Consider the following 26,715-nt stretch of genomic DNA (forward strand, 5'->3'; position numbering starts at 1 on the left):
GAGCGGGGTGGCTGCACGACGAGCTCCCTTGGTGCCGGTGCCGTGACGGAGCCCCGAAGTTAGGCAAAGACGGTGCGGCCGTCAATCTTTTGCACAACATCAGAGGACAGGCAGACGCGTGGCCGGGGCCCCACCGGTGAGCGGAGCCCGGCGGCGAGGGCGGCCTGCGCCCCTGTGCGGAGGGGCTGTCGTGCTTCCCCGCGTGCTGGCGCGCTTCCCCGCGTGCTCGCGTGTCTCCTCGCGTGCTCGCGCGCTGCTACGCGTGCTCGTCGCGTACGGGTACGAGGTCGAGAAGGCGCGCGGAGGCATCCTCGGCGAGTGGCGTGAGCCGCTCGTGCACCGTGCGGAACGTCTTCTCCGCCTGCTCGGCCGGCCACGCGGCAGGCAGGTGCTCGACCGGCAGACGCGGGTCGCGGCGGATGACCTCCAGCCACTCCGTCTGGAGCCGCAGGCGCAGTGCGAGGGCGTCGTCCGCCTCCGGCGGCTGCGTCTCCCACGGCCGCCAGCGCAGTGCGAACGCCTCGTAGCGCGCCGCCAGTTCGGCCAGCTCCCAGGTCTCCCCGATCATCGCGCCGATGTCCATGCCGGCGTCGGCGTGCGCGCGGAAGACCTTCACGTGCCCGGACAGACCGAGCTCGGCCACCAGTGACGACGCGTCCACCTCGCCGGGTGCGATCCACAGGCCGCTGAACAGCGGTCCGAAGCCGCTCCAGGTCAGCTGCGAGCGCAGGTCGTGGCGCTGGCGCTGCCAGGACTCGGGCAGCGAGAAGCCGAGCAGGGTCCAGGTGCCGTCCCAGTGCCGGTTCACGGCACCCGCCCGCCAGATCCGCTGCTCGCCGTCGCGCAGCACGGCCGCGGAGCGTTCGGTCAGGCCGAAGTACATCCGGCGGCCCTCCCGCTGACGGCGCAGCAGTCCCCGGGCGGCCATGCGGGTCAGCGTCGAGCGCGTCGCCTGCTCGCCCACTCCGGCGCGGGCGAAGACCTCGATGACACTGCCCGAGTACACGCACACGTCTCGCCCGAGCACCTGGTCGCCCAGGAACGTCAGCATGAGGGACTGGGGCCGCAGCGACTCTTGCGTGGTCACGCGGCCACCGTACGCCCCCACGTCAACCAGGGGTCACGCGGGCTGCAGCAGGTCCCAGCGGTTGCCGTACAGGTCCTCGAAGACCGCCACCGTGCCGTACGGCTCGTGGCGCGGCTCCTCCAGGAAGCGCACGCCCGCCGCGCGCATCCGGGCGTGGTCGGCGGCGAAGTCCCCGGTGTGGAGGAAGAACCCGACGCGCCCGCCGGTCTGGGCGCCCACGCTCGCCTCCTGCTCCTCGCCCGCCGCCCGGGCGAGGAGCAGCCCCGTGCCCGCGCCGGCGCCACGCGGGCGGACGACCACCCAGCGGCCGTCGTCCGGCCGGGGGCTGTCCTCGACGAGCTCGAAGCCGAGCGCGCCGGTGTAGAAGGCGAGGGCTTCGTCGTAGTCACGGACGACGAGAGTGACGAGGGCGATGTACGAGGTGGGGCTCATGGAGTCAGGTTATACGTATGACGGGCACCAGGTGGGGCACCTGGGAACAATGCCGTCCATGGATGCGCAGCAACTCGCCGAGCTCACCGCCCGCGCCCGCCGCCTCGCCGTCCCCGGGGCCCGCCGCGTCCTGGGCCTCGCCGGCGCACCCGGCGCGGGCAAGTCCACACTCGCGGGCCGCCTGGTCGACCGCCTCGACGGGCTGGCCGTCCTCGTCCCGATGGACGGCTTCCACCTCGCCCAGGCCGAGCTGCGGCGCCTCGGTCGCGCCGACCGCAAGGGCGCCCCCGACACCTTCGACGCCGCCGGATACGCCGCCCTCCTCACGCGGCTGCGCGCCGCCGAACCCGGCGTCACCGTCTACGCGCCCGCCTTCGACCGCGCCCTGGAGGAACCGGTCGCCGGCAGCATCCCCGTCCCCGCCGACGTCCCGCTCGTCATCACCGAGGGCAACTACCTGCTGTACGGCGAGGGGCAGTGGGCCGCCGTGCGGGGACTCCTCGACGAAGTCTGGTTCCTGGAGCTGGACGACCGCCGCCGCGTCCGCCGGCTCGTCGAACGCCACGTCCGCTTCGGCAAGGCGCGGCCGTACGCCGAGCGCTGGGTCCGCGAGTCCGACGAGGCCAACGCCCGCCTGGTCGCCGCCGGCCGCGACCGCGCGGACCTCGTGGTGCCGGTGTCCTGAACCTCTCGCACACGGTCGTCGGCCGCGAGCGTTTCGGTTGCGCGGTCGGCGAGCCGCCGCGGAGGATGGCCTGGCCGAGGACCAGGGAGGAAGCACCCCATGGACAGCACGCCCGCTCCGTTCACCGCCGACGACTACCGTGCCCGCATGGCCCGCGCCGCCGACGCCGCGGCGGCGGCCGGGCTCGCGGGGCTGCTCGTCGCGCCCGGCCCCGACCTGGTGTACCTCACCGGGTACCGCGTTCCCGCCGACACCGAGCGGCTCACGCTCCTCGTGCTCGTGCCCGGCGAGGAGCCGGTGCTCGTCGTACCGGCGCTGGAGGCGCCCGACGCCGCGCGGGCCGCGGGCGCCGCCGCGCTCACGCTGCGGGACTGGACCGACGCCGTGGACCCGTACGCCGTCGCCGCGCCGCTCCTCGACCCCAAGGGCCGCTTCGGCGTCAGCGACAACGCCTGGGCCATGCACCTCCTCGGGCTCCAGCGGCGCCTGCCCGACAGCGCGTACGCCGCGCTCACCGAGGCGCTCCCCATGCTGCGCGCCGTCAAGGACGCACGGGAGCTGGAGCGCATGGAGGCGGCCGGGGCCGCCGCCGACGCGGCGTACCGCGAGATCCTCAAGGTGCGCTTCTCCGGGCGCAAGGAGACCGACGTCGCCGCCGACCTCGCGGCGCTGCTGCTGAACTTCGGCCACTCCCAGGTGGACTTCACCGTCGTCGGCTCCGGCCCCAACGGCGCCAACCCGCACCATGAGGCGGGCGACCGCACCATCGAGGAGGGCGACATGGTCGTCCTCGACTTCGGCGGCCTGAAGCACGGGTACGGCTCCGACACCTCCCGTACCGTCCACGTCGGCGAGCCCACCCCCGAGGAGCGCCGCGTCCACGACCTCGTACGGGAGGCGCAGCAGGCCGGGTGCGAGGCGGTCCGGCCCGGGGTGGCGTGCCAGGAGGTGGACCGGGCCGCCCGCGCCGTGATCACCGAGGCCGGGTACGGCGAGCACTTCATCCACCGCACCGGCCACGGCATCGGCGTCACCACCCACGAACCGCCGTACATGATCGAGGGCGAGGAGCTGCCGCTCGTCCCCGGCATGTGCTTCTCCGTCGAGCCCGGGATCTACCTCCCGGGCCGCTTCGGCGTGCGGATCGAGGACATCGTCACGGTCACGGAGGACGGTGCCCGCCGCTTCAACACCACCCCGCGCGAGCTCGCGATCGTGGAGTGACCGCGGGTGGACGCGCTCAGTGGTCGGTCGCGTCCGTGAGGACCACGCAGGACTCCGGGGGCAGGAGCACCGTCCCCTCGCCGTCCGGGTCCTCGACCGGCTCCCAGGCCGCCAGCACCCGCGCGGGCGCACCCAGCGGCACCCGGGCGGGCTCCTTCGCGAAGTTGACGACCACGCGCAGGTCCCCGCGCCGGTACGCCAGCCAGCGCGCCGACGCGTCGTAGGAGACGCGGATCGCCGCCAGGTCCGGGTCGGTCAGATCGGGGTGGGCGGCCCGCAGCGCGATCAGCTCCCGGTGCCAGGCCAGCAGCCGCGCGTGCGGCTCCCGCTCGCGCTCCGCCCAGTCCAGACAGGACCGCTCCCGCGTGGCCGGGTCCTGAGGGTCCGGCACGTCCTCCTCGGCCCAGCCGTGCGCCGCGAACTCCCGCCGCCGCCCGTTGCGTACGGCCTCGGCCAGCTCCGGGTCCGTGTGGTCGGTGAAGAACTGCCAGGGCGTGCCCGCGCCCCACTCCTCGCCCATGAAGAGCATCGGCGTGAACGGCGAGGTCAGCACCAGAGCCGCCGCGCACGCGAGCAGCCCGGGGGAGCAGGACGCCGAAAGCCGGTCGCCGGTGGCGCGGTTGCCGATCTGGTCGTGGGTCTGGGCGTAGCCGAGGAACCGGTGCGCGGGCGTCGTCTCCCGGTCGACCGGCCGGCCGTGCGTGCGGCCCCGGAAGGTGGAGTAGGTGCCGTCGTGGAAGAAGACGTGCTGGAGCGTCTTGGCGAGCGCGGCGAGCGGGGCGCGTGCGAAGTCGGCGTAGTAGCCCTGGGACTCGCCGGTGAGCGTGGTGTGCAGGGCGTGGTGGAAGTCGTCGTTCCACTGGGCGTGCAGCCCGAGGCCCCCCTCCTCGCGCGGCCTCGTCGTGCGCGGGTCGGCCTGGTCGGACTCGGCGATCAGGAACAGCTCACGGCCCTGCTCGGCGGCGAGTTCGTCCACCGCCGCCGACAGCTCCTCCAGGAACGGCAGCGCCCGCGTGTCGGCGAGCGCGTGCACCGCGTCGAGGCGGAGGCCGTCGATCCGGTAGTCGCGCAGCCAGGCGAGCGCGCTGCCCAGCAGGTACGCGCGGACCTCGTCCGACCCGGGCGCGTCCAGGTTCACGGCCGCGCCCCACGGGGTGTGGTGGGTGTCGGTGAAGTACGGACCGAAGGCGGGGAGGTAGTTGCCGGACGGGCCCAGGTGGTTGTGGACCACGTCCAGCACCACGCCGAGGCCCAGGCCATGGGCGGTGTCGACGAACCGCTTCAGCGCCTCGGGGCCGCCGTAGGGCTCGTGCACCGCCCACAGCGACACCCCTTCGTAGCCCCAGCCGTGCCGGCCGGGGAAGGGGCACAGCGGCATCAGCTCCACGTGCGTGATGCCCAGCTCGACGAGGTGGTCCAGCCGCGCGGCCGCCGCGTCGAACGTGCCCTCGCGCGTGTACGTGCCGATGTGCAGCTCGTACAGCACGGCGCCGCGCAGCCCGCGCGGGGGCGAGCCGTGCCGCCACTCGTACACCGCGTGGTCCACGACCGCGCTCAGCCCGTCGGGCCCGTCGGGCTGGCGGCGCGAGCGCGGATCCGGCAGGACGGGCCCGCCGTCCAGCGCGAAGCCGTACCGCGCGCCCTCGCCGGCCGCCGCCTCGGCCAGCCACCAGCCGTCCCGCCGCATGTCGCGCGCCATGGGGTGCCGGGCACCCTCCAACTGGAGCTCGACCCGTTCCTCCGCCTCCGGCGCCCACACCTCGAACAGCACTGGCGATCCCCTTGTCGTCGAATCCCCCGATGCCTCCATCCTGGCAAGATCGAGAACCGGAAGCACGACACTTGGCCGAACGCGCGAGCCGCGTCGCGAGCCGCGTGGCGAGCCGCGCCGCGGGCCCGCGGCGGCCGTCGGTCACACCAGGTGCACGCGCTCCTGCACGATGGGGTGGTTGGCCCGGGCGAAGTGCTTCGCCATGGGGAAGTTGCCCTGGTCGGTCGCCCCGGCGATGAACTGCGCGCCCCGCTCGGCCTGGAAGTGCGTGCACTCGACCAACAGGTCGTACGCGTACCCGTGTCCGCGCTGCTCCGGTACGACGCCGATGAAGCCGACGATCGGACCGGCGGTGTTGCGCGCGGGTATCTGGAGGCCGACGACCTCGCCGTCCGGCGTGTACGCCACCTGCCACCACTCGCGCGGCGACGGCCACCAGCGGAAGAAGTCCAGCTCCTCCTGCGCGGCCGCGTCCGGGCCGCCCTGGGCGATGGCGTGGAGCGCGTGCGCGTCCAGCGTGACGGAGTGGACCCGGCGCAGGATCTCGAATATCACGTCGTCGTCCGGCTCCGGCCGGAACTCCAGCCGGCCGGGCCGCTCCGGGAGCCCGCACTCCGGCGTCCAGTGGTACCGGAACCGCTCGACGAGGAGCCGCATCCCCGCCGCCTGGGCGGCCGCTATGCGTGCCTCACCCGCCGCCCGCACGTCGGGCTGCTCGCGCCACCCGGCCGGCAGGATCAGTTCGTACTCGGTCCGGTGTGCGGCGCGGCGCAGCAGTTCGGCGCCGGCCTCGTCCTCGCCGTCGGCGAAGTCGAACCAGTTGAGCAGCATGGGCTCGGTGTCGTCCGGCCCGCCCCACCAGGCGGCGCGGGCGACCACCTCGCCGTCCCGCTCGGCGACCCAGGTCCACTCCGGGCGGTAGTCGCCGCCCTCCGCCACCGTGCGGTAGTCGACACCGGTGATGACCCGGCCCACCAGCCCGGGGTCCCGCAGCGTGTGGAACAGCCGCGCCTCGTCCGCGCCGAGAGCGCGTACGGTCAGATCGCTCATGTGCTCTTCTTCCCCCTGGAGTCCCCCGCGGTCCCTCGGAGGGATCACGTACCAAGACCGTACCAAGGGCGTCTGACAACGGGGTTCTGTCTGGACACCCAGGCCCGACCAGGCCGACAATCACCCATGTGACGTCGCATTCCGAGTTCCACACGTATTCCGCCCGGCTGTCGGACGCCGAACGGGACCGTGTCCTGGGGATGCTCCGCGAGGGCGCCGCTCAGGGCAAGCTGTCGCACGACACCTTCCTGCACCGCATGGAGCTCGCCCTCGTCGCCCAGCGCCCCGACCAACTGGCCGCGCTCACCGCCGACCTGCGCACCGAAGGCCGCTGGGCGAAGCGGGTGTTCGGCGTCGTCGAGCGGATGTCCGCCTTCACCGTACGGCTGGGGCGGGCGTGGCAGGCGGAGCGGCTGCCGAAGCTGCTGCTCCCCGAACCCGGCCCGTACCCCCTGCGCATCGGCCGAGACCCCGCCAACGGCCTGCGGCTCAGCCACGAGACGGTGTCCCGGGCGCACGCCGAGCTGTCCCTGCAGGGCGACCACTGGCTGCTGCGCGACCTCGGCTCCACCAACGGCACCACCGTCAACGGCCGTCGCGTCACCGGCACGGTCGTCGTACGGGCCGGCGACCTGGTGGCGTTCGGACAGATGAGCTTCCGCCTCACCGCGCGCTCCACCCGCTGACGCGCGGTCAAGGGGCACGCGGTCAGGGAGCCACGGGGCGAGGCTCGTCAACCCGCCGACGCGCGCTCCCTGGTCAGCAGCGCCACCGGCCGGGCGGCGAACAGCTCCGCCAGGGGCACCACTCCGCCGAACTCCCGCCCGTCCAGCGCGTCGTACCAGATCCCGTCCGGCAGCCTCAGCGCCGTGTCGCCCCAGCCGCCCGCCTCCGCCAGCCGCAGCGCCAGCCGGGTCACCGCCGTGACCGCCTCCCCGGAGCGGCAGAAGGCGACGCAGTGCTCCGCCGCCGGCCCCGCCGCGCTCAGCGGCTCGTACGTCCCCGACGTACCGAAGGCGTCCGGACGGCGCCGCCGCAGCAGGAGCGCCGCACGCGTGAGCGCCGTCTTCTCGTCGGGCGGGCCCTCCCGGAACGGGTCCCGGTTGTCCGGGTCGACCAGTGCCCGGTACTCCCGCTCGGTGCCCTGGTACACGTCCGGCACCCCCGGCATGGTCAGGTGCAGCAGGGCCGCGCCCAGCGCGTTGGCCCGTACGTACGGCTCCAGTTCGCGCGCCAGCTCCCCGGCCAGGTACTGCGGCGCACCCGCCGGGCCCGCCGCCGTGAAGTCCGCCACGGCCCGCTCGTACGCCGGGTCGGACTCCGTCCAGCTGGTGTGCAGCCCCGCCTCCCGTACGGACTTCAGCAGGGCCTGCTCCAGCCGCTCCGGCGCGGCCCGTCCGAGCCCGAACGCCGTCTGCCACGCCACCCACGCGAGCTGCCCGTCCGGCGCGGGCGCCGCCGTCCGCCCGGCCACGTCGTCCAGCAGCTTCTCCCACCGCTGCGGGCACTGGGACAGGACCGCGATCCGCGCCCGTACGTCCGCGCTGCGCTTGGTGTCGTGCGTGGACAGCGCGGTCCCGGTGGCCGGCCAGTCGCGGGCCAGCCGCGCGCAGTACGCGTGGAACTCCTCCGGGCTCACGGCGGGCCGACCGGGCTCCCCGCCCACCTCGTTCGCCGACACCAGGGGCGTGTACCGGTAGAAGGCCGTGTCCTCGACGGACTTCGCCCGCAGCGCCGACGACGTCTGCGCGAAGCGCACCAGGAACGCCCGGTGGTCCGGACCGTCCCCGAGCCGGCCGAGCGCCAGGTCCCGTACGACGTCGACCGCGTCCGCCTCCTCCGGCACCGTGAAGGTGGCCTTCGCCTCACGGGCCGCGTCGGCGGTGAGGACGTCCTCCGCGCCGGGCCCGTACGGCCGGTAGATCGGCACCCGGATCAGCAGCTCCCGGACGGCGGCCCGCAGCGCCCAGGGCGCGTGGTCGCGCAGAGCCGGGTCGGCGGCGCAGACGCGGGCGGCCGTCCGGGTCAGGAAGGCCACCTCCGAGGCGAGTGCGTGCGTCACCACCTTGTACGCCGCTCGGCGCGCCGTCGCCTCCCAGTGGCCGCCCCGGTCTCCGGCCGGGTGCGCGTAGCGCCGGTACAGCTCGGCCAGTTCCTCCGCGCCCGCCTCGTCGACGAAGAGGCCGTCGACGCGGTACAGCGCGTCATAGCCGGTGGTGCCCGCGACCGGCCACCGCGCGGGCAGCCGCTCCTCCCCGGTGAGGATCTTCTCCACCACCGTCCAGCAGGCCCCGCCCGTCGCCTCCCGAAGCTCGCTCAGGTACGCGCGCGGATCCGCCAGCCCGTCCGGGTGGTCGATCCGCAGCCCTTCGATCACCCCGTCCCGCACCAGTTCCACGATCTTGGCGTGGGTCGCGGCGAACACCTCCGGATCCTCGACCCGCACTCCGATGAGGTCCGAGATGGTGAAGAACCGGCGGTAGTTCAGCTCCGTACGGGCCAGCCGCCACCAGCCGAGCCGGTACCACTGGGCGTCCAGCAGCTCCGGGAGCGCCAGCCCCTCCGTACCGGCGCGCAGCGGGAACTCCTGGTCGTAGTAGCGCAGCGTCCCGCCGACGACGCTCAGGCGGTCCAGCTCGTCGCCGATCCGCCCGCCCAGCACCGGCAGCAGCACCTTGCCGCCGCCCGCCGCCCAGTCGATGTCGAACCAGCGGGCGTACGGGGACTCCGGGCCCTCCCGCAGGACCTCCCACAGGGCCCGGTTGTGGCGGGGAGCGGCCGCCATGTGGTTGGGCACCAGGTCCACCACCAGGCCCAGCCCGTGCGCGCGTGCGGTCCGGGCGAGGGCACGCAGCCCGTCCTCGCCGCCCAGCTCCTCCCGCACCCGGCTGTGGTCGGTGACGTCGTAGCCGTGCGTCGACCCGGGGACGGCCTCCAGGACCGGCGACAGGTGCAGGTGCGACACCCCCAGGGAGGCGAGGTACGGCACCGCTTCCGCGGCGGCGGAAAAGGGGAACTCCGGCTGGATCTGGAGACGATAGGTCGAGTTGGGCGTCATGCGAACGTACGTACCCGCTTGGGGGGCTTCTGGTGCATCACCCCATGCGATTTACGTCCGACGCTACGTTACGTTCGCGTGATGTTCCGGATGTATCGCGACGTCATCGCCCTCATAGGGCCCCTGCTCCCGGTGGTGTCCTTCCTCGGACGGCTGCCCACCGCCATGTGCCAGCTCGGCAGCCTCCTGCTGGTCGCCGAGACCAGCGGCTCCCTGACCACCGCCGGGCTCGCGGGCGGGGCGCTGGCCGCCGGACAGACGGTCGCCGGGCCCCTGCTGGGCCGCGCCGCCGACCGGCACGGCCAGCGGGGCGTGGTGCTCGTCGCCTCCCTCGCCAACGCCGCGGCCGTCGCCGCGCTGGTGGCCGCCGCCCTGGCGCAGGCCGCGACGGGCTGGCTGGTGGTGCTCGGGGCGCTCGCCGGGGCGACGGTGCCGCAGGTGGGGCCGCTGGCCAGGACCCGCTCGGTCGCGCTGGCCCGGCGGGCCGGGGCCGACGACCGGACGGTGGGCGCGGTGCTGTCCTTCGAGGGCACGGTGGACGAGGTGTCGTTCGTGCTGGGCCCCGCCCTGGTGGGCCTCGCCGCCGCCCTGGCGCACCCGGCGGCGGCGCTGCTCGTCGCCTCGGGGCTGCTCGCGGTGTGCGGCACCGCCTTCGCGCTGCACCCGACGGCGACGAAGGTCGGGGCCGTCACCGCCCGCGCGGGCCGGGACCGTACGAAGCTGCCGGGCGCCACGCACGCGCTGCGCGTGACGATGGTCCTCCAGGGCGCCATGTTCGGCGCCTCCCAGGCGGGGATCACGGCCCTCACCGAGAGGCTCGGGCAGCCCGCCCAGGCGGGGCTCGTCTACGCCGCGATGGGCGTCATGAGCGCGGCGGCCGGGCTCGCGATGGCCGCCGTCCCCTCCCGCATCGGCCTGACCGTACGCTGGCGGGCGGCCACCGTCGCCCTGGTGGCGCTCTCCGTCCCGCTGCTCTTCGTGGACGCGCTCTGGTCGCTGTACGCCGCGGTGGTCGTGCTCGGCGTCGCGTACGCCCCGCACCTGATCACCGTCTTCGGCCTCACGGAGCGGATCGTCCCGCCCGGCCGCCTCGCCGAGTGCATGGCCTTCCTGACGAGCGGCATCGTCGGCGGCCAGGCGCTGGCGCTGGCCCTGTCCGGACGCCTCGCGGACACCTACGGCCCGGCCGCCGCCTTCGCGGTGGCGGCGGCCGGGGCGGTGGCCTGTGCGGTGCTGTCCTGGACGGTCCGCACCCGGCCCCGTACCCCGGCTGCCCCCGCCCCCGTCGTCACGGAAACCGCCTAGGCCGGCCGGCGCAGGACCGTCAGGCTGCGGCCGATCAGTGTGAGCCGGTCGCCCGCGGCCAGCTTGGCGCCCTGGCCCGGTTCGATGCCCTCCGGGACGGCGGTGTCCACGATCACCTGCCACTGGCGCCCGTGGTTCACCGGAACGGCGAACTCCAGCTCCTCGGCGCTCGCGTTGAACATCAGCAGGAAGGAGTCGTCCGCGATCCGCTCCCCGCGCGGGCCCGGCTCGGAGATGGCGCTGCCGTTCAGGAACACCGACAGGGCCTTCGCGTGTGCCGCCTGCCAGTCGCGTACCCCCATCTCCTCACCCTCGGGGGTGAACCAGGCGATGTCCGACAGCTCGTCGTGCGTGCCCTCCACCGGCCGCCCGTGGAAGAACCGGCGGCGCCGGAAGACCGGGTGGTCGCGCCGCAGCCACACCATCGAACGGGTGAACTCCAGCAGCGACCTGGCCTCCTCCGCGTTCAGCGCGGGTTCTTCCCCGGACCCGGGTTCGGACTTGGGTTCGGACCCCGGTTCGGACCCCGGTTCGGACCCCGGTTCAGGTCCCGGATCGGGCCAGTGCACCCAGGCGATCTCGTTGTCCTGGCAGTAGGCGTTGTTGTTGCCGCCCTGCGTACGCCCGAACTCGTCGCCGTGGCTCAGCATCGGCACCCCCTGGGACAGCATCAGGGTGGCGATGAAGTTGCGCATCTGGCGCATGCGCAGCTCGCGCACGCCCTCGTCGTCGGTCCCGCCCTCCACACCGCAGTTCCACGAGCGGTTGTAGCTCTCGCCATCGCGGTTGCCCTCGCCGTTCGCCTCGTTGTGCTTGTCGTTGTACGAGACGAGGTCGCGCAGCGTGAAGCCGTCGTGGCAGGTCACGAAGTTGACCGAGGCCAGCGGGCGCCGGCCGTCGTCCTGGTAGAGGTCCGAGGAGCCGGTCAGCCGCGAGGCGAACTCCGCGAGCGTGCGCGGCTCGCCCCGCCACAGGTCCCGTACGGTGTCCCGGTACTTGCCGTTCCACTCGGTCCACAGGGGCGGGAAGTTGCCCACCTGGTAGCCGCCCTCGCCGACGTCCCACGGCTCGGCGATCAGCTTCACCTGGCTGACCACGGGGTCCTGCTGCACCAGGTCGAAGAACGACGACAGCCGGTCCACCTCGTGGAACTGCCGCGCCAGCGTCGCCGCCAGGTCGAAGCGGAACCCGTCGACGTGCATCTCCGTCACCCAGTACCGCAGCGAGTCCATGATCAGCTGCAGTACGTGCGGCGAGCGCATCAGCAGCGAGTTCCCGGTGCCCGTGGTGTCCATGTAGTACCGGGGATTGTCGGCGAGGCGGTAGTACGAGGCGTTGTCCAGGCCCCGGAAGGAGAGCGTCGGGCCCAGGTGGTTGCCCTCGGCCGTGTGGTTGTACACCACGTCGAGGATGACCTCGATGCCCGCCTGGTGCAGCGCGCGCACCGCCGACTTGAACTCCAGCACCTGCTGGCCCCGGTCGCCCCAGGAGGCGTAGGCGTTGTGCGGCGCGAAGAAGCCGATGGTGTTGTAGCCCCAGTAGTTCGCGAGCCCGGAGTCCACCAGCCGGTGGTCGTTGACGAACTGGTGGACCGGCATCAATTCAAGCGCTGTCACCCCCAGTTCGGTCAGGTGCTCGATCACGGCGGGGTGCGCGAGCCCCGCGTATGTACCGCGCAGCTCCTCCGGGAGGGCCGGATGGAGCATCGTCAGGCCCTTCACATGGGCCTCGTAGATCACCGTGCGGTGGTAGTCGGTACGCGGCGGGCGGTCGTCGCCCCAGTCGAAGTAGGGGTTGACCACGACCGACGCCATCATGTGCGGCGCCGAGTCGAGGTCGTTGCGGGAGTCCGGCCTGCCGAAGTGGTAGCCGTACACCGCCTCACCCCAGTCGATGGCGCCGGCGACCGCCCGCGCGTACGGGTCGAGGAGCAGTTTCGCGGAGTTGCAGCGCTGCCCGCGCTCCGGCGCGTACGGTCCGTGGACCCGGAACCCGTACCGCTGGCCCGGCATCACGCCGGGCAGGTACGCGTGCCGTACGAACGCGTCGGTTTCGCGCAGCTCCACCGCGGTTTCTGAGCCGTCGTCGTGCAGTAGGCACAGCTCGACTCGGTCGGCGGCCTCGGAGAAGACCGCGAAGTTGGTTCCGGCGCCGTCGTACGTGGCGCCGAGGGGATACGCCTGTCCCGGCCAGACCTGCATAGATAAGACTCTTCCACTTCTGATCCGGGTTCTGGGGATGGTTCGAGCCAGATCCTCCACGAAAGTGGAGCGAGCGCATAGGACTGCGGTGGCCGTGTCCGGTGGGCCCGGGGCCGGTGTGGCGGGAGGTGCGCGGTTGCCCGGGTCAACCTCGCGTTCCGGCGTGTCGCCCGGAGCGCTGAGGGGAGTGCGACCGGTGCGCGGGGGCCGCCGGGGCGGCCGGGCGGCGGCCGGGCATGGACGCGACCATTATGAATCCGCTCACTCCGTCCGGGCGGCGGCCCCGGAACGGCCGGTTCCGAAGCGGACGTTGGGAAAAGAGCCTGTGCATCCGGCTGCACCGGCTCCCGCTCCCGGAGTACCCTTCCTTGATCGTTGGAGACGGGTGTCCGGAGAGCTGAAGGCGGTGCGCGGGTGAGCTCGGGAGGGTTGGAGCTGCCCCCAGGTGACGCAGGTCATGAGGGGGACTCCACTGACCCCGCTGATGTCCCGCCCGGCGCGGTCTCACTCGCCCGGCCGATGGAGATCGGTGCGGAGCTGGACTGGGGTGCGGAGGCCTGGAACGAGGTGCGTACCCGCGCCCAGCGGGCGGGGCGCGCGTACATCTGGCTGAATCTCGTCGAACAGCGGCTGCGCGCGGTGGTGGCCGCCGTGCTGCGGCCCATCTACGAGCCGGTCCACGGCGAGGACTGGGTGGTGGCCGCGGCCGGGCCCGCCGGGCAGGAGTGGGTGCAGCGCGCCGTCGCCGTGCGCGAGGTCTCCCGCCGCAAGGGCTACCTCCTGGACCCCGCCGACGACAACGTCCTCAGCTTCCTCACGCTGCCGCAGCTGCGCGAGCTGATGGTCCAGCACTGGCCCTGCTTCGAGCCGTACTTCGACGACCGCCGCGAGGTGGAGCTCGCCCTCGACGAACTGGAGGTCACGCGCAACGTGGTCTCCCGCAACCGGGCGCTGTCGCGCACCGTGCTCGACCAGTCCGAGCGGGCATCCGCCCGGCTGCTGGAGATCCTGGGCGGCGGCGCGGGCGTGCCGTCCGCGCACCGGCTGCCCGTCGACGCGGTGGAGGACCTCGTCGGCGACCGGTACGCGGACGTGGTCTCGGTCCACCCGGACCGGGTGCGGCTCCAGCGGCAGCTGCCGGCCGAGGACCTCTTCGGCGGGGCGCGGCGCCTCGACGCCATCGGCATAGGCCTCAACCTGCTGGTGCAGAACTTCTCCGGGCGGCGGCTGGTGCGGCTCGCCGAGTCGGGCTGCCGGATACGGCTGCTCTTCCTCAACCCGGCCAGCAGCGCCGTTAAACGGCGCGAAAGGGAATTGGGGATCAAAAAGGGCGAATTGAGTCGCTCGGTGGAGATGAACATCCTCCACATGCGGCGTGTCCGGTCCCGGCTGCGCGACCCCGGCGCCTTCGAGATCCAGGTCTTCGACGAGACGCCCCGCTTTACCGCGTACCTGGTCGACGGGGACGGCCCGGACGGCGTCGGCGTCGTCCAGACGTACCTGCGCCGGGCCCGGGGCATGGAGGCGCCGGTCCTGGTGCTGCGCGGCGGCCGGCGACCGGTCGTCACCTCGGGAACCGAGCCGGACCACGGGCTGTTCGAGACCTACCGCGAGGAGTTCGAGTCGGTGTGGGCCGACTCGCGCCCGGTCTCCTGACCTGCGGTCCCGGTTCGTCCCGGCCGATTGTCAGTGGTGCGTGCGAAGGTGAAGACCAAGACGCGACGGGGGGAGTGCACCGCACGGGGGCGCACCACCGCACCACAAGGAGGTTCAGCATGGGCTGGCACGGGGAGACGCTGGTCGGCTTCGACCTGGAGACGACGGGCACGGAGCCGCTCGAAGCGCGCATCGTGACGGCCGCGATCGTGGAGGTACGGGGCGGGGAGACGGTGGTGCGCCGCGAGTGGCTGGCCGATCCGGGCATCCTCATCCCCGCCCAGGCCTCGGCGATCCACGGCATCAGCAGTGAGCGCGCCGCGGCCGAGGGCCGCCCCGCCCGCGAGGTGGCCGACGAGCTCGCCGACACCCTCGTCGGCTACTGGTCGCGCGGCGTGCCGGTCGTGGCGTACAACGCCGCCTTCGACCTGACGCTCCTGACGGCCGAGTTGCGGCGGCACGGGCTGCCGGGCCTGGCCGAACGGCTGGGCGGCGCGCCGATCGGTCCGGTGGTCGACCCGTACACCATCGACCGCGCCGTCGACCGGTACCGCCGCGGCAAGCGGAACCTTGAGGCGGTCTGCGGGGAGTACGGCGTCGCGCTGGACGGCGCCCACGAGGCGGCCGCGGACGCGCTGGCGGCCGTGCTGGTGGCCTGCGCGATAGCGGAGCGGCACGCCCCGGTCGGGGCGCTGACGGCGGCGGAGCTGCACGAGCGGCAGATCCGCTGGTACGCGGAGTGGGCCGCCGACTTCCAGAGCTTCCTGCGCCGCAAGGGCACGGCCGACGCCGTCATAGACCCGGCGTGGCCGCTGCGCGACCTGGCGCCGGCGGCCGCGCCCGCTGCGGGCTGAGCGCGCGTCAGCGCTCCGGGGAGCCGTGCTCGGCCAGGAAGTCGAGCAGCAGCTCGTTGACCCGCTCCGGGGCGTCCAATGGGAGCCAGTGACCGGCGCCCTCGACCCGCTCGTACCGCCAGGAGCCGTCCACGTACTTCTCCGTGCCGGTCATCGACTGCTCGGTGAGGAACCGGTCGCCCGTGCTCCACACGCCCAGGACCGGGCCCGGGAGCGGCGGCAGCTCCAGCGGCGGACCGAACAGCACCTCGGGCGGCAGGCCCGTGCGGTACAGCGCCAGTGCGGCGGTCAGCGCGCCCGGCTCACGCAGCGCTTCGACCCTCTCGTCGCGGTCGGGGTGCTCGGCGAGCATCTCGCGGAGGTTCGCGAAGTCGTCGCGGGACAGCCACTCCTCGGCGAGCCCCTCCATGCGGAACAGCAGCATGTACCAGGAACGGGCCAGCTGCTCCCAGCCGGCCGACAGCATCCCGCCCAGGTTCCCCACCGACAGCAGGGACAGGCTCGCCACCCGGTCCGGGACCGTCCCGGCCAGCCCCTGCGCGATGCCGGAGCCCCAGTCGTGCCCGACCAGGTGGAAGCGGTCGACGTCCAGCCGGCCGAGCAACTCGACCAGATCGGCCACGAAGTGGCCGGGGGCGTACGCCTCGATGCCCTCCGGGCGGTCGGAGCCGCCGAAGCCGCGCAGGTCGGGGGCGATGGTGCGGTAGCCGGCGGCGTTCAGCGCGGCCACCTGGTGGCGCCAGAGGTCATGGCTGTCCGGGAAGCCGTGCACGAGCAGGACGGGGGCGCGGCCGTCCGTCGTCGCCACCCCGCTGTCCTGCACCTCCAGCGCCACTTCGCCGAGTTCCACCCGCATCGCAAGCCTCCGGTCGGGGAAGGGAGTTGATCACCATCATGTCAGAACGGGTACCAGCGCACCCCGGGGTCGCCCTCCCGCAGCGACGCCACCCGGCGGCGGAACTCCGCGAGCGCCTTCGGGTTGGTGGGGGCGTGCTGGGCGACCCAGGCGCAGCTCGCCGTCTCCCGCGCGCCGCGCAGCACGGCACACCCCTCCCACTCGCGTACGTCCCAGCCGTACGCCGCGGTGAAGGCGTCGTACGCCGCCGGGTCGAGCCCGTACCGGTCCCGGGAGAGGGCGAGCACCACCAGATCGTGCTCCCGCAGGTCCGACGAGAAGGTCTCCAGGTCGACCAGGACCGGGCCGTCCGGGCCGACGTGGACGTTGCGGGTGAGCGCGTCACCGTGGACGGGGCCCGGCGCCAGGCGCGGGATCAGGGCGGCCGCCGCCGACGCGAAACCGTCGCGCCGCTCCCGCAGGTACTCCGCGTCCGCCGGGTCGATCGCGTCACCCGCCAGGCGCAGCCAGCGCTCGACCCCGCCGAGCAGGTCACGGCGCGGCAACCCGAACGCCGGTTCGGGCAGCGCGTGGACGCGGCGCAGCAGCGGCGCGAGGTCCCTGGGCTCGGCCGGGCGCACGGCGTCCGGCAGCCGGTGCCAGACGGTCACCGGGTGGCCTTCCACCAGCCGGGGCTTCGGCTCGGCGGCCCGTACGGCCGGGATACCCGACTGCTCCAGCCAGGAGGCGACGGCCACCTCCCGCGCGGCCCGCTCCAGCAACTCGGCGCCGCGGCCCACCTTGACCACCAGGTCACCCGCGGCGAAGACCGCGTTCTCACCCAGCGCCAGCAGTGCCGCCCCCGGCTCCACTCCGGCGGCGTCCAGGACCTCGCGCGCCCGCGCCTCGTCCATGGCGTCCCTCCTGTACACGGCTGTACACGGCCGTACCCGTCGGTGCCGTTCGCATCCGTTCCGCATCCGTTCCGAACGGCACAGTCTCGCATTCGCGCAGGCCCGCTTGACGAACCGACTGCCCCTCAGGACGATGACGCAAGGCTGGCTCACCTTTACAAAGGGGGCGATTCCGTGACATTGGCCACCGCGACGGAGCGGTCCGGTGGGAAAGCGGGCGGACCCCCACGTCGGTCGGAGCGCCGACCGGTGCGGCGCCGGCCCCTGGACCACGGGGCCTGGTTCCTGGTCCTGCCCGCCCTGATCCCCATCCTGGTGCTCAGCGTCGGCCCCCTCCTCTACGGCATCGCTCTGGCCTTCACGGACGCCCAGTCCGGGCGCACCCAGGCCACGCGCTGGGTCGGCACGCTCAATTTCCAGGACCTGCTGCACGACACGCTCTTCTGGGAGTCGTTCCGCATCGGGCTGCTCTGGGCGCTGGGCGTCACCGTTCCGCAGTTCTTCCTCGCCCTGGGCCTCGCCCTGCTGCTGAACCAGAATCTCCGCTTCCGCTGGCTGGCGCGGGCGCTCGCGATCATCCCCTGGGCCATGCCCGAGGTGGTCGTCGGCATCATGTGGCGGCTGGTCTACCACCCGGACGCCGGGGTCCTCAACGAGACCCTGCGCGACCTGGGCCTCGGTGACGGCCGGGCCTGGCTCACCGGCCTCGCCACCGCGCTGCCCGCGGTGATCCTCGTCGGCATCTGGGCGGGCATGCCGCAGACGACGGTCGCGCTGCTCGCCGGGCTCCAGAACACCCCGCGCGAACTCCACGAGGCGGCGGCCCTCGACGGCGCGGGCGCGTGGCGCCGGTTCCGAACCGTCACCTGGCCCGCGCTGAGGCCCGTCGCCCTCGCCATCACCGCGCTCAACTTCATCTGGAACTTCAACTCCTTCGCGCTGGTGTACGTCCTGACCAGCGGCGGTCCCGGCGGCCGTACCCGGCTGCCCATGCTCTTCGCCTACGAGGAGGCCTTCCGCTACGGGCAGTTCGGCTACGCGGCGGCGATGGGCTGCGTGATGGTCGCCGTCATCTCCGTACTCCTGGCGCTGTATCTCGTGGGGCGGCTGAGGGGAGGCGAGGAGCGGTGAGGGATGCACGCACGGATTTCGGCGCCCCCGGCGCGGGTGCGCGGCCCGGAGGGGGCCACGGTGCGGGTGCGCGGCCCGGAGGGGCCCGGAAGGCGGGTGGTCGGCTCGGGCGGGTCCGGGGCGTGGCCGCCCGGCTCGGACGTGCGCACCGTGCGGGCGCCCCGGCCGGCCATGTCGGCCATGTCGGCCATGTCGGCCATGCCGGTCATGCCGGCCGGTTCCGGCGTACCGCCCCGGCCGGCCATGTCCGGCGGTCCCGGCGGGCCGGCCGGGCCGGGCAGTACGCCGCCCTCCTCGCGTACCTGGTCTTCCTCGCCTTCCCCTTCCTCTGGCTGGTCTCCACCGCCTTCAAGCCCGCCCGCGAGCTCGGCTCCCTGCACCCCACCTGGATCCCCGAGGACCCCACCCTCGCCAACTTCCGGCAGGCCCTCGGCGAACAGCCCCTGCTCCAGGCCGCCGCCAACAGCCTGACGGCGGCGCTCGGCGCCGCCCTGATCACCGTCGCCCTCGCCACGCCCATGGCCTACGTCATGGCGCGGCACCGCGGCAGACTCTCGGCCGCCGCCACCGGGTGGGTCGTGGTCAGCCAGGCGTTCCCGTTCGTCCTGGTGATCATTCCGCTCTTCCTGGTGCTGAAGAAACTGCAGCTGATCAACACGCTGCCCGGGCTGGTCATGGTGTACGTGGTGTGGTCGCTGCCGTTCGCGCTGTGGATGCTGGCGGGTTACGTACGGGCCGTGCCGGCCGAGCTGGAGGAGGCGGCCGCCGTCGACGGGGCGGGCCGGCTCCGTACGCTCGTCTCGGTCACCGCGCCACTGCTGGCGCCCGGCATCGTCGCCACCGCGCTCTTCGCCTTCATCACCGCGTGGAACGAGTTCTTCTTCGCGCTCGTCCTGCTCAAGACCCCGGAGAAGCAGACGTTGCCGGTCGTCCTCACCCACTTCCTCGGCGCGGAGGGCGTCGCCGACCTCGGCCCGCTCGCCGCGGCCGCGTTCCTCGCGACGCTGCCGTCGCTGGTCGTCTTCGCCGTCATCCAGAAACGGATCACGGGCGGCATGCTCGCCGGGGCGGTGAAGTCCTGATGGATCCGCGACGGACCGTCATCGCCGTGGTCGCCGCGCTCGGGCTGCTGCTGGCCGGCTGTTCCGGCGGCGGAGCCGACCGCACGCCCGGGCGCATCGTGCTGCGCTTCCAGTCCCTCGCCTGGCAGCAGGAGTCGGTCGAGGCCAACAAACAGCTCGTCGCGGAGTGGAACGCCGCCCACCCCGACGTCCAGGTGCGGTACGTCCAGGGCAGCTGGGACAGCGTCCACGACCAGCTCCTCACCTCCTTCGAGGGCGGCGAGGCGCCCGACGTCATCCACGACGCCTCCGACGACCTCGCCGACTTCGCCTACGGCGGCTACCTCGCCGACCTGCGCGGCCTGCTGCCCGACCGCCTGACGGCGGACATACCCGAGCGCAGCTGGCAGACGACGACCTTCGGCGGCGGCGTGTACGGCGTGCCGTTCCTCCAGGAGCCGCGCGTGATCATGGCGAACAAGAAGCTCCTGGAGGCGTCGGGCGTCCGCATCCCCACGCCCGCGAAACCGTGGAGCTGGGAGGAGTTCCGCCAGGTCGCGCGCGACCTCACGGCGACGATGGGGGAGGGCCGGTACGCCGTCGCCTGGCCGCTGAAGGAGCCGGTCTCCGTCTCCCTCAACCTGGGCCTGTCGGCGGGCGGTCGGCTCTTCCACCGCGAGGGCGACGGCAAGGTCCGCATCCGTTTCACCGACGGCGACGCCGTCATGCCCGGCACCGTCCACGACCAGATCACCGCCGACCGCACCGCGCCCCGCTCCACCCTCGGCATGGGCGGCTCGGACACCCTGCCCGGTTTCTTCGGCGGCCGGTACGCGATGGTGCCGCTCGGTTTCTCGTACCGCCAGCAGATCGCGCAGCAGGCGCCCGAGGGCTTCGAGTGGATGGTGCTGCCCGCGCCGGCGGGGGAGGGCGGGCTCGCCCAGGGGGTCAGTCCGCAGACCCTGTCGATCGCCGAGGACAGTCCGTACAAGAAGGAGGCCGCGCGCTTCATCGACTTCCTGCTGCAGCCGCGCAACATGGTCCGCCTGGCGCGCGGCGACTGGATGCTGCCGACCGGGACGCAGGCGCTCGGGGACCCGTCGCTGCACACCGCGAAGGACGGCTGGGCGACCGGCGTGGCGCTCGCGGAGCACCTGCGTCCGGCTCCGGCGCAGTCGGTACGCGGGTATCCGGAGTGGAAGGACAAGGTCGCCACCCCCGCGTTCCAGGAGTACTACAGCGGCGCCATCGACGTCGAGGAACTGGAGAAACGTCTGGTGCGGGACGGGAACCTGGTGCTGGCCCGCTACCAGAGATAGGCCGACTGGAAAGTCGAAGTTGCACGAGACGTCTCGTCTCGCCTATGGTGGGGGCATGACCTCAGTCGCCCGCGCCCACATCGCCATGTTCTCCATCGCCGCCCACGGCCATGTGAACCCCAGCCTCGACGTCATCCGGGAGCTCGTCGCCCGGGGCCACCGCGTCAGCTACGCGATCCCCGCCTCCTTCGCGGACAAGGTCGCCGCCACCGGCGCCGAGCCGGTCGTCTACACCTCCACCCTGCCGACGGACGGCGACCCGGAGGCCTGGGGGACGGAACTGATCGACAACATCGAGCCGTTCCTCGACGACGCCATCCACGTCCTCCCGCAGCTCGCCGCGGCGTTCGACGGCGACGAACCGGACCTCGTCCTCCACGACATCACCTCCTATCCGGCGCCCGTCCTCGCCCACCGGTGGGGCGTCCCCGCCGTATCCCTGTGGCCGAACCTCGTCCCCTGGGAGGGGTACGAGGAGGAGGTCGCGGAGCCGATGTTCGCGGACCTCAAGGCGTCCGAGCGCGGCAAGGCGTACTACGCCCGCTTCGAGGCATGGCTCGCCGAGAACGGCGTCGACACCCACCCCGACCGGCTGATATCCCGGCCCCGCAAGGCGGTCGTCCTGATCCCCAAGGCGCTCCAGCCCCACGCCGACCGGGTCGACGGGTCCGTGTTCACCTTCGTCGGCGCCTGCCGGGACGACCGCGTAGAGCAGGGCGACTGGCAGCGGCCGGCCGGCGCGGAGAAGGTCCTGCTGGTGTCGCTGGGCTCGACGTTCACCAAGCAGCCGGACTTCTACCGGGAGTGCGTCAAGGCCTTCGGCGACCTGCCCGGGTGGCACGTCGTCCTCCAGATCGGCAAGTACGTCGACCCGGCCGAACTCGGTGACGTACCGGACACCATCGAAGTCCACGACTGGGTGCCCCAGTTGGCGATCCTGCGCCAGGCCGACGCGTTCATCACCCACGCGGGTGCGGGCGGCTGCCAGGAGGGCCTCGCGACGGGCACGCCGATGGTCGCGGTCCCGCAGGCCGTCGACCAGTTCGGCAACGCCGACATGCTGGAGTCCCTCGGCGTCGCCCGCCACCTCCCGATGGCCGACGCCACGGCCGACGCCCTGCGCACGGCCGTGCTCGACCTGGTCGCCGACCCCCGGGTCGCCGCGCGCGCCGAGACCATCCGCCGGCAGATGTCGACCGAGGGCGGCACGCCGCGCGCGGCGGACCTCATCGAGGCGGAGCTGCCGATGGCGTGACCCTTGCCGGGGCGAAGGGCGAAGGGCGAAGGGCGAAGGGCGAAGGGCGAAGGGCGAAGGGCGCGGGGCGCGGGGCCCCTGGGCGCGGGTCCCGAGGTGCCGGGGCAGGGGCGCTCAGTCGAGACAGAACTCGTTGCCCTCGATGTCCAGCATCGGGATGCACGCCTCATTGCCGTCATACAGCGTCTGCACGTGAACCGCGCCGAGCGCGACCAGTCGTGCGCACTCGGCCTCGAGCTTGGCCAGGCGCTCTTCACCCACGAGCCCGGTGGCGACCCGCACGTCGAGATGTACCCGGTTCTTGACGACCTTCCCTTCGGGAACGCGCTGGAAGAACAGGCGCGGACCCGCCCCCGAGGGGTCGACGCAGGCGAACGCCGCACCCCGCCGCTCAGGAGGCCGAGAGCGATCGAAAGCCTCCCACGAGGCGAACCCCTTCGGCGGAGGAGCCACGACGTACCCCAGCACCTCGCACCAGAAACGAGCGACGCGCTCGGGTTCCGCGCAGTCGAAGGTGACCTGGAACTCCTTGATCGATGACATCGGCGCACCATAGCAAGGTGCTCCATCTCCCCAACACGCTGCCGTCCGACGGTGCTTCGCATGATCCCAGTCGCTCGACGCACTGTGGCGCACGGTGAGGAGTACCGGCGGGCGACAGCCCAACACCTCCTCCGGGCGCTGTGGCACCCATGGCGGACGCGGTTGCTGATGGGCGTGCGCCTTTGTGCGTGACGACGGGACGCCGCCGCCCTCCCTCGCAGACAGGTGGCCTTTCGGACCGAGACCCGCAACGCGTCGACGGCCCGGGGCCCGCGGTAGAGACGTAGGTGCGCGGGGTCGGGCCCAGCCGCTGACGAGCCGAGTCGGCGTCCGTACCGTCCGGCTCGGGGAGGGCTCGGTGGCACGCCTGGAGCCCGTTGGTACGGTTGTCCGCATTTGGTCGGCCTGGACGTTCAGCGGGCCTCAGCTCTCATGGAGGCCGGGCGGTGCGGTTCGTGTGCCGGAACTTCGGACTGTCGGACCTGCCACGGCGCGGGCTCACCCCGGGGGAGGCACCCGCGGAGGTGCTGCTCCTCGACATCGAGGCGGAGCTGTCCATCCGGGAGTCAGGGCGTGAGGTGTGGTCCGAGGAGGCGTTCCCCGTGGCCGAGCTGGCGTACCACCTGGCGCTCTGGCTCCGGAGCCCGGATGCCGGCCATGCGGACTTCGCGCTCGACTCGATGCAGGCGGAACCAGGGCTGATCCGCATGGTGAACTCCGCTGAGGGCTGGCGCATCGGCTCGGATTTCTCGCCGGACTTCTGGACCGCACCCGTCGCCTGGGGCGTTCTCGTGGCGGAGATCAAGCGGTTCGACCGCTCCGTGCGCGAGGGCGTGGCCGCGATGGGCATCGACCCCGCCTTCATTCCGGAACCGTGAGGATATTCCGGCTCCTGCTGAGCGCCGGAGCTCCGGCTCGCGCCAGGCCGCACGCCCGGTGTGGTCGGCGAACGCCTCGATCCCGGCGCGGAGTTGGGGCGAAGGAGGCCCTCTGGCCTGCGGACCTTTCGTGGAGGTCTCGTGAAGTCGATGGGGTCGTAAAGGATTCAAGCAGACCGCTTTACTCGACTTGCCCCCATTTCTCATTACGAACACTTGTTGAGTAAGTCACAGGCGTATGAAGCTCTTGATCTAGGCGCGTCAATCGGTCAGGGTTTCGAACCAACCCCCGGAGATCTTCCGTCCGGAGGTCAATCCCCCCACAAATGATGACGAGGAGACCCCTCTTCATGACCACCCACAAGCGCGCCCGCCGGATCAAGCTCGCCGCGGCCATCGCCGCCGTCGCCGGAGTGACCGCCCTCAGCGCGCCCCACGCCTCCGCCGGTACCGCGCCCGAGGCCGCGGCCGAGGGCACCGTGTACGGCCTGGGCGCCGAAGGCGCCGTCGCCGGGAGCTACATCGTCCTGCTGGACGAGAAGGCGGACAAGGCGAAGCTCGCGCAGGAGTACGGCGGCAAGCTCCAGCGCGCGTACAGCTCGGCCGTCAACGGCTTCTCCGCCAACGGGCTTTCGGAGACCGAGGCCAAGCGACTGGCGGCCGACCCGGCCGTCGCCAAGGTCGTCCAGAACAAGAAGTTCACCATCGACGCCACGCAGGCCAACCCGCCGTCCTGGGGCCTCGACCGCGTCGACCAGGCCGACACCGCGGGCGACAGCGCGTACACCTACCCCGACGGCGCGGGCGAGGGCGTCACCGCGTACGTCATCGACACCGGCGTCCGCGTCAGTCACAAGGACTTCGAGGGCCGCGCCGTCTCCGGCTTCGACGCCGTCGACAACGACAACGATGCCGACGACGGCAACGGCCACGGCACCCACGTCGCCGGCACCATCGCCGGCGCCGCCCACGGCGTCGCGAAGAAGGCGAAGATCGTCGCCGTACGCGTCCTCGACGACAACGGCTCCGGCACCACCGAGCAGGTCGTCGCGGGCATCGACTGGGTCACCAAGAACCACCAGGGCCCGTCCGTCGCCAACATGAGCCTCGGCGGCGGCGCCGACGAGGCCCTCGACGAGGCCGTCCGCAAGGCCATCGCCGCCGGCGTCACCTTCGGCGTGGCCGCCGGCAACGAGTCCCAGGACGCCGGCCAGGGCTCCCCGTCCCGCGTCCAGGAGGCCATCACCGTGGCCTCCTCCACCAAGGACGACCAGCAGTCGGACTTCTCCAACCACGGTGCGGTCGTGGACCTCTACGCCCCGGGCTCCGACATCACCTCCGCCTGGAACGACAGCGACGAGGGCACCAAGACCATCTCCGGCACCTCCATGGCGACGCCCCACGTCGTCGGCGCCGCCGCCGTCTATCTCGCGGGCCACAAGGACGCCACCCCGGAGCAGGTCGCCAAGGCCCTCGTCGACGGCGCCACGCCCGGCAAGATCTCCAACCCCACCGGCTCCACCCCCAACAAGCTGCTGAAGATCGTCGAGTAGCAGCTCCGCGGAGCCCCTGACCGGCGGCCGCCGTGCCCTCCCCCACGGGGCACGGCGGCCGTCCTATGGTGTGCTCATGGCGACGAGGTACGCCGCGCTGCTGCGCGGCATCAATGTCAGCGGCCACCGGAAGGTTCCGATGGCCGAGCTGCGCACGGTGCTCGCGGGGCTCGGACTCGGTGACGTACAGACGTATCTGCAGAGTGGCAACGCGGTCTTCAGCAGCGGATCCGACGACGGCGAGGACGTCGAGGACGGCGAGGAGGCGCTCCGCGTCCGGCTGGAGCGGGCCGTCGAGAAGCACTTCGGCTTCCCCGTCGACTGCGTCGTCCGTGAGGGAACGTACCTGCGCGCCATCGCCGACGCCTGCCCTTTCCCCGCCGCCGAGCTGGAGGGCAAGCAGCTGCACGTCACCTTCTTCTCCGAGCGGGTCGGCCCGGAGCGGTTCGCCGCGCTCGACCAAGCCGCCTTCCTGCCCGAGGAGTTCCGGATCGGCGACCGGGCGCTCTACCTGTACGCCCCCGAGGGCCTGGGCCGCTCCAAACTGGCCGAGGCGCTCGGACGCCCGGCCCTCACCAAGGGCATCATCGGCACCACCCGCAACTGGAACACCGTCGTCAAACTGGTGGAGCTCACCCGTGACTGACCGCGCCCGGGACCGCGACCACACCCCGGCGGTCGCGGCGGCGATCGAGGGGGAACTCCGCCTGCTCGACCCCGCCGTACGCAGCGACCCCGCCCTCTTCGCGGCGTTGCTGCACCCGGACTTCCACGAGTTCGGCAGGTCCGGCCGCCACTGGGACCGGGCCTCCATGATCGCCGAGATCACCACGGCCACCGCGGACGACGCCTCGCCGTCCGCGCCCCTCACCACCTCGCGCATGCGCGGCGTGCAGCTGGCCGACGACGTGGTGCACCTGACCTTCGACACCGAACGCAACGGCCACTGGACCCACCGCAGTTCGGTGTGGCGCCGCACCGGCCGGGGCTGGCTGCTCTACTTCCACCAGGGCACGCCGTTCAGCTAGCGGCGGCGAGCCCGTCCAGCCGCGCCAGATCGTCCGCGTCCAGGCGTACGGACGCGGCGTCGAGGTTCTCGTCGAGATGGGCGAGCGAGCCGGTGCCCGGGGTGGGCAGCAGGACCGGTGAGCGGTGCAGCAGCCACGCCAGGGCGATCTGGCCACGGGTGGCGCCGTGCCGGGCGGCGACCGCGTCGAGGCCGGCCGCCGGGGAACCGGTCAGGGAACCGTTCGCCAGCGGGAACCACGGCAGGAACGCCAGGCCGTGCGCCTCGCACACCCGCAGGACGGCCTCCGAGGACCGGTCGAGCAGGTTGAAACGGTTCTGCACGGACGCGACCGGGACCACGTCCAGCGCGAGCGCCCGCTCCAGCTGCCCGGCGGACACCGTGTCCAGCCCGACGTACCGGATCTTCCCCTCCCGCCGCAGCTCCGCCAGCGCCCCGAGCTGCTCCTCCAACGGCACCTCGGGGTCGAGCCGGTGCAGTTGGTACAGGTCGATCGTCTCCGTACGCAGCCGCCGCAGGCTCGCCTCGCACATCGCGCGCAGCTGCTCGGGGCGGCCCGCCACGTGCCAGGCGCTGTCGCTGGTGCGCACCACACCGCCCTTGGTCGCCACGACCAGGCCCGACGCGTACGGATGCAGCGCCTCGGCCACCAACTCCTCGGCGAGGCCGGGACCGTAGTTGTCGGCCGTGTCGATGAGCGTGACGCCCCGCTCGACCGCCCGGCGCAGCACCGCGACCGCGTCCGCGCGCGTACCGCGCGGCCCCCAGTAACCGGGACCGGTCAACTGCGCCGTACCGAAGCCGAGCCGCCGTACGGGCAGGTCGCCGCCGAGCCTGAACGTCTCCGAGATCACGACGCCACTGTACGGTGCGACC

General features: G+C 72.8%; 24 protein-coding genes. 14 read left to right on the top strand and 10 right to left on the bottom strand.

Features of this window, described 5'->3' with window-relative positions; translation table 11 throughout:
- Window positions 1–256 precede the first annotated feature (256 nt).
- A complete protein-coding gene (locus AB0A69_RS22570) occupies window positions 257–1,087 on the bottom strand; it encodes a PaaX family transcriptional regulator C-terminal domain-containing protein (RefSeq protein ID WP_361424724.1) in 831 nt (276 codons plus the stop codon).
- 33 nt (window positions 1,088–1,120) lie between these two features.
- Window positions 1,121–1,519, bottom strand: a complete 399-nt coding sequence (locus tag AB0A69_RS22575; protein ID WP_361424727.1) for a VOC family protein — start codon at window positions 1,517–1,519, stop codon at window positions 1,121–1,123.
- A 49-nt stretch (window positions 1,520–1,568) separates the two neighbouring features.
- Between AB0A69_RS22575 and AB0A69_RS22580 the strand changes: the two genes are divergently transcribed.
- Both AB0A69_RS22580 and AB0A69_RS22585 read left to right on the top strand, forming a co-directional pair.
- Window positions 1,569–2,204, top strand: a complete 636-nt coding sequence (locus AB0A69_RS22580; protein ID WP_361424830.1) for a nucleoside/nucleotide kinase family protein — start codon at window positions 1,569–1,571, stop codon at window positions 2,202–2,204.
- A 99-nt stretch (window positions 2,205–2,303) separates the two neighbouring features.
- Window positions 2,304–3,428, top strand: coding sequence for an aminopeptidase P family protein (locus tag AB0A69_RS22585; protein ID WP_361424730.1), 1,125 nt, complete (start codon window positions 2,304–2,306; stop codon window positions 3,426–3,428).
- A 16-nt stretch (window positions 3,429–3,444) separates the two neighbouring features.
- On the opposite strand, the gene treZ is transcribed toward AB0A69_RS22585, so the two are convergent.
- Together treZ and AB0A69_RS22595 are read right to left on the bottom strand one after the other, a co-directional pair.
- Window positions 3,445–5,199, bottom strand: coding sequence for a malto-oligosyltrehalose trehalohydrolase (treZ, locus tag AB0A69_RS22590; RefSeq protein WP_361424733.1), 1,755 nt, complete (start codon window positions 5,197–5,199; stop codon window positions 3,445–3,447).
- 141 nt (window positions 5,200–5,340) lie between these two features.
- Window positions 5,341–6,249: a GNAT family N-acetyltransferase gene (locus AB0A69_RS22595; protein WP_361424736.1), complete on the bottom strand. Its 909-nt coding sequence runs from the start codon at window positions 6,247–6,249 to the stop codon at window positions 5,341–5,343.
- 128 nt (window positions 6,250–6,377) lie between these two features.
- On the opposite strand from AB0A69_RS22595, the gene AB0A69_RS22600 reads away from it, so the two are divergent.
- Window positions 6,378–6,935, top strand: coding sequence for a DUF1707 and FHA domain-containing protein (locus AB0A69_RS22600; protein WP_361424739.1), 558 nt, complete (start codon window positions 6,378–6,380; stop codon window positions 6,933–6,935).
- A 47-nt stretch (window positions 6,936–6,982) separates the two neighbouring features.
- On the opposite strand, the gene treY is transcribed toward AB0A69_RS22600, so the two are convergent.
- On the bottom strand, window positions 6,983–9,307 hold the full coding sequence (gene treY, locus AB0A69_RS22605) for a malto-oligosyltrehalose synthase (protein ID WP_361424742.1): 2,325 nt from the start codon (window positions 9,305–9,307) through the stop codon (window positions 6,983–6,985).
- A gap of 90 nt (window positions 9,308–9,397) precedes the next feature.
- Here treY and AB0A69_RS22610 point away from each other — a divergent pair, with 90 nt between their 5' ends.
- Window positions 9,398–10,612: an MFS transporter gene (locus AB0A69_RS22610; protein ID WP_361424832.1), complete on the top strand. Its 1,215-nt coding sequence runs from the start codon at window positions 9,398–9,400 to the stop codon at window positions 10,610–10,612.
- Here AB0A69_RS22610 and glgX read toward each other — a convergent pair.
- Entirely contained in the window at window positions 10,609–12,813 is a 2,205-nt protein-coding gene (gene glgX, locus AB0A69_RS22615; RefSeq protein ID WP_361424745.1) for a glycogen debranching protein GlgX, read from the bottom strand. The two genes, AB0A69_RS22610 and glgX, sit on opposite strands and share 4 nt — an antisense overlap.
- 414 nt (window positions 12,814–13,227) lie before the next feature.
- Here glgX and AB0A69_RS22620 point away from each other — a divergent pair, with 414 nt between their 5' ends.
- Complete coding sequence (locus AB0A69_RS22620) at window positions 13,228–14,469, top strand: SAV2148 family HEPN domain-containing protein (RefSeq protein ID WP_361424748.1); 1,242 nt, start codon at window positions 13,228–13,230, stop codon at window positions 14,467–14,469.
- 119 nt (window positions 14,470–14,588) lie between these two features.
- Window positions 14,589–15,323, top strand: a complete 735-nt coding sequence (locus tag AB0A69_RS22625; protein WP_361424751.1) for a 3'-5' exonuclease — start codon at window positions 14,589–14,591, stop codon at window positions 15,321–15,323.
- A gap of 7 nt (window positions 15,324–15,330) precedes the next feature.
- Here the strand turns inward: AB0A69_RS22625 and AB0A69_RS22630 are convergent, their stop codons facing one another.
- Window positions 15,331–16,179 (bottom strand): alpha/beta fold hydrolase, encoded by an 849-nt coding sequence (locus tag AB0A69_RS22630; protein ID WP_361424754.1) that lies wholly within the window; start codon window positions 16,177–16,179, stop codon window positions 15,331–15,333.
- A 41-nt stretch (window positions 16,180–16,220) separates the two neighbouring features.
- Window positions 16,221–17,072 carry an aminoglycoside phosphotransferase family protein gene (locus tag AB0A69_RS22635; RefSeq protein WP_361424757.1) on the bottom strand — a complete coding sequence of 284 codons (852 nt, stop codon included), beginning with the start codon at window positions 17,070–17,072 and terminating at the stop codon, window positions 16,221–16,223.
- Between the two features lie 249 nt (window positions 17,073–17,321).
- Here AB0A69_RS22635 and AB0A69_RS22640 point away from each other — a divergent pair, with 249 nt between their 5' ends.
- The 4 genes from AB0A69_RS22640 (at window position 17,322) to mgt (ending at window position 21,838) form a co-directional block, all read left to right on the top strand.
- Entirely contained in the window at window positions 17,322–18,203 is an 882-nt protein-coding gene (locus tag AB0A69_RS22640) for a sugar ABC transporter permease (protein WP_361424760.1), read from the top strand.
- Window positions 18,204–18,505: 302 nt separating this feature from the next.
- Complete coding sequence (locus AB0A69_RS22645) at window positions 18,506–19,285, top strand: carbohydrate ABC transporter permease (RefSeq protein WP_361424835.1); 780 nt, start codon at window positions 18,506–18,508, stop codon at window positions 19,283–19,285.
- On the top strand, window positions 19,285–20,583 hold the full coding sequence (locus AB0A69_RS22650; RefSeq protein WP_361424763.1) for a sugar ABC transporter substrate-binding protein: 1,299 nt from the start codon (window positions 19,285–19,287) through the stop codon (window positions 20,581–20,583). The genes AB0A69_RS22645 and AB0A69_RS22650 overlap by 1 nt, the downstream gene beginning before the upstream one ends.
- Window positions 20,584–20,638: 55 nt before the next feature.
- Window positions 20,639–21,838, top strand: a complete 1,200-nt coding sequence (gene mgt, locus AB0A69_RS22655) for a macrolide-inactivating glycosyltransferase (protein ID WP_361424766.1) — start codon at window positions 20,639–20,641, stop codon at window positions 21,836–21,838.
- 114 nt (window positions 21,839–21,952) lie between these two features.
- On the opposite strand, the gene AB0A69_RS22660 is transcribed toward mgt, so the two are convergent.
- Complete coding sequence (locus AB0A69_RS22660; protein WP_361424769.1) at window positions 21,953–22,381, bottom strand: VOC family protein; 429 nt, start codon at window positions 22,379–22,381, stop codon at window positions 21,953–21,955.
- A gap of 446 nt (window positions 22,382–22,827) precedes the next feature.
- Here AB0A69_RS22660 and AB0A69_RS22665 point away from each other — a divergent pair, with 446 nt between their 5' ends.
- The 4 genes from AB0A69_RS22665 (at window position 22,828) to AB0A69_RS22680 (ending at window position 25,840) form a co-directional block, all read left to right on the top strand.
- Window positions 22,828–23,259, top strand: coding sequence for a hypothetical protein (locus tag AB0A69_RS22665; RefSeq protein WP_361424772.1), 432 nt, complete (start codon window positions 22,828–22,830; stop codon window positions 23,257–23,259).
- A gap of 350 nt (window positions 23,260–23,609) precedes the next feature.
- Entirely contained in the window at window positions 23,610–24,812 is a 1,203-nt protein-coding gene (locus AB0A69_RS22670; protein WP_361424775.1) for a S8 family serine peptidase, read from the top strand.
- 76 nt (window positions 24,813–24,888) lie between these two features.
- Window positions 24,889–25,458 carry a DUF1697 domain-containing protein gene (locus AB0A69_RS22675; RefSeq protein ID WP_361424778.1) on the top strand — a complete coding sequence of 190 codons (570 nt, stop codon included), beginning with the start codon at window positions 24,889–24,891 and terminating at the stop codon, window positions 25,456–25,458.
- The gene (locus tag AB0A69_RS22680; protein WP_361424781.1) at window positions 25,451–25,840 is read left to right on the top strand and encodes a nuclear transport factor 2 family protein; all 390 of its coding nucleotides are present in this window, start codon (window positions 25,451–25,453) and stop codon (window positions 25,838–25,840) included. The genes AB0A69_RS22675 and AB0A69_RS22680 overlap by 8 nt, the downstream gene beginning before the upstream one ends.
- Here AB0A69_RS22680 and AB0A69_RS22685 read toward each other — a convergent pair.
- Window positions 25,833–26,693 (bottom strand): aldo/keto reductase, encoded by an 861-nt coding sequence (locus AB0A69_RS22685; RefSeq protein WP_361424784.1) that lies wholly within the window; start codon window positions 26,691–26,693, stop codon window positions 25,833–25,835. The two genes, AB0A69_RS22680 and AB0A69_RS22685, sit on opposite strands and share 8 nt — an antisense overlap.
- Window positions 26,694–26,715 lie beyond the last annotated feature (22 nt).

The organism is Streptomyces sp. NPDC045431 (genome assembly GCF_040646655.1).
GTDB lineage: Bacteria > Actinomycetota > Actinomycetes > Streptomycetales > Streptomycetaceae > Streptomyces.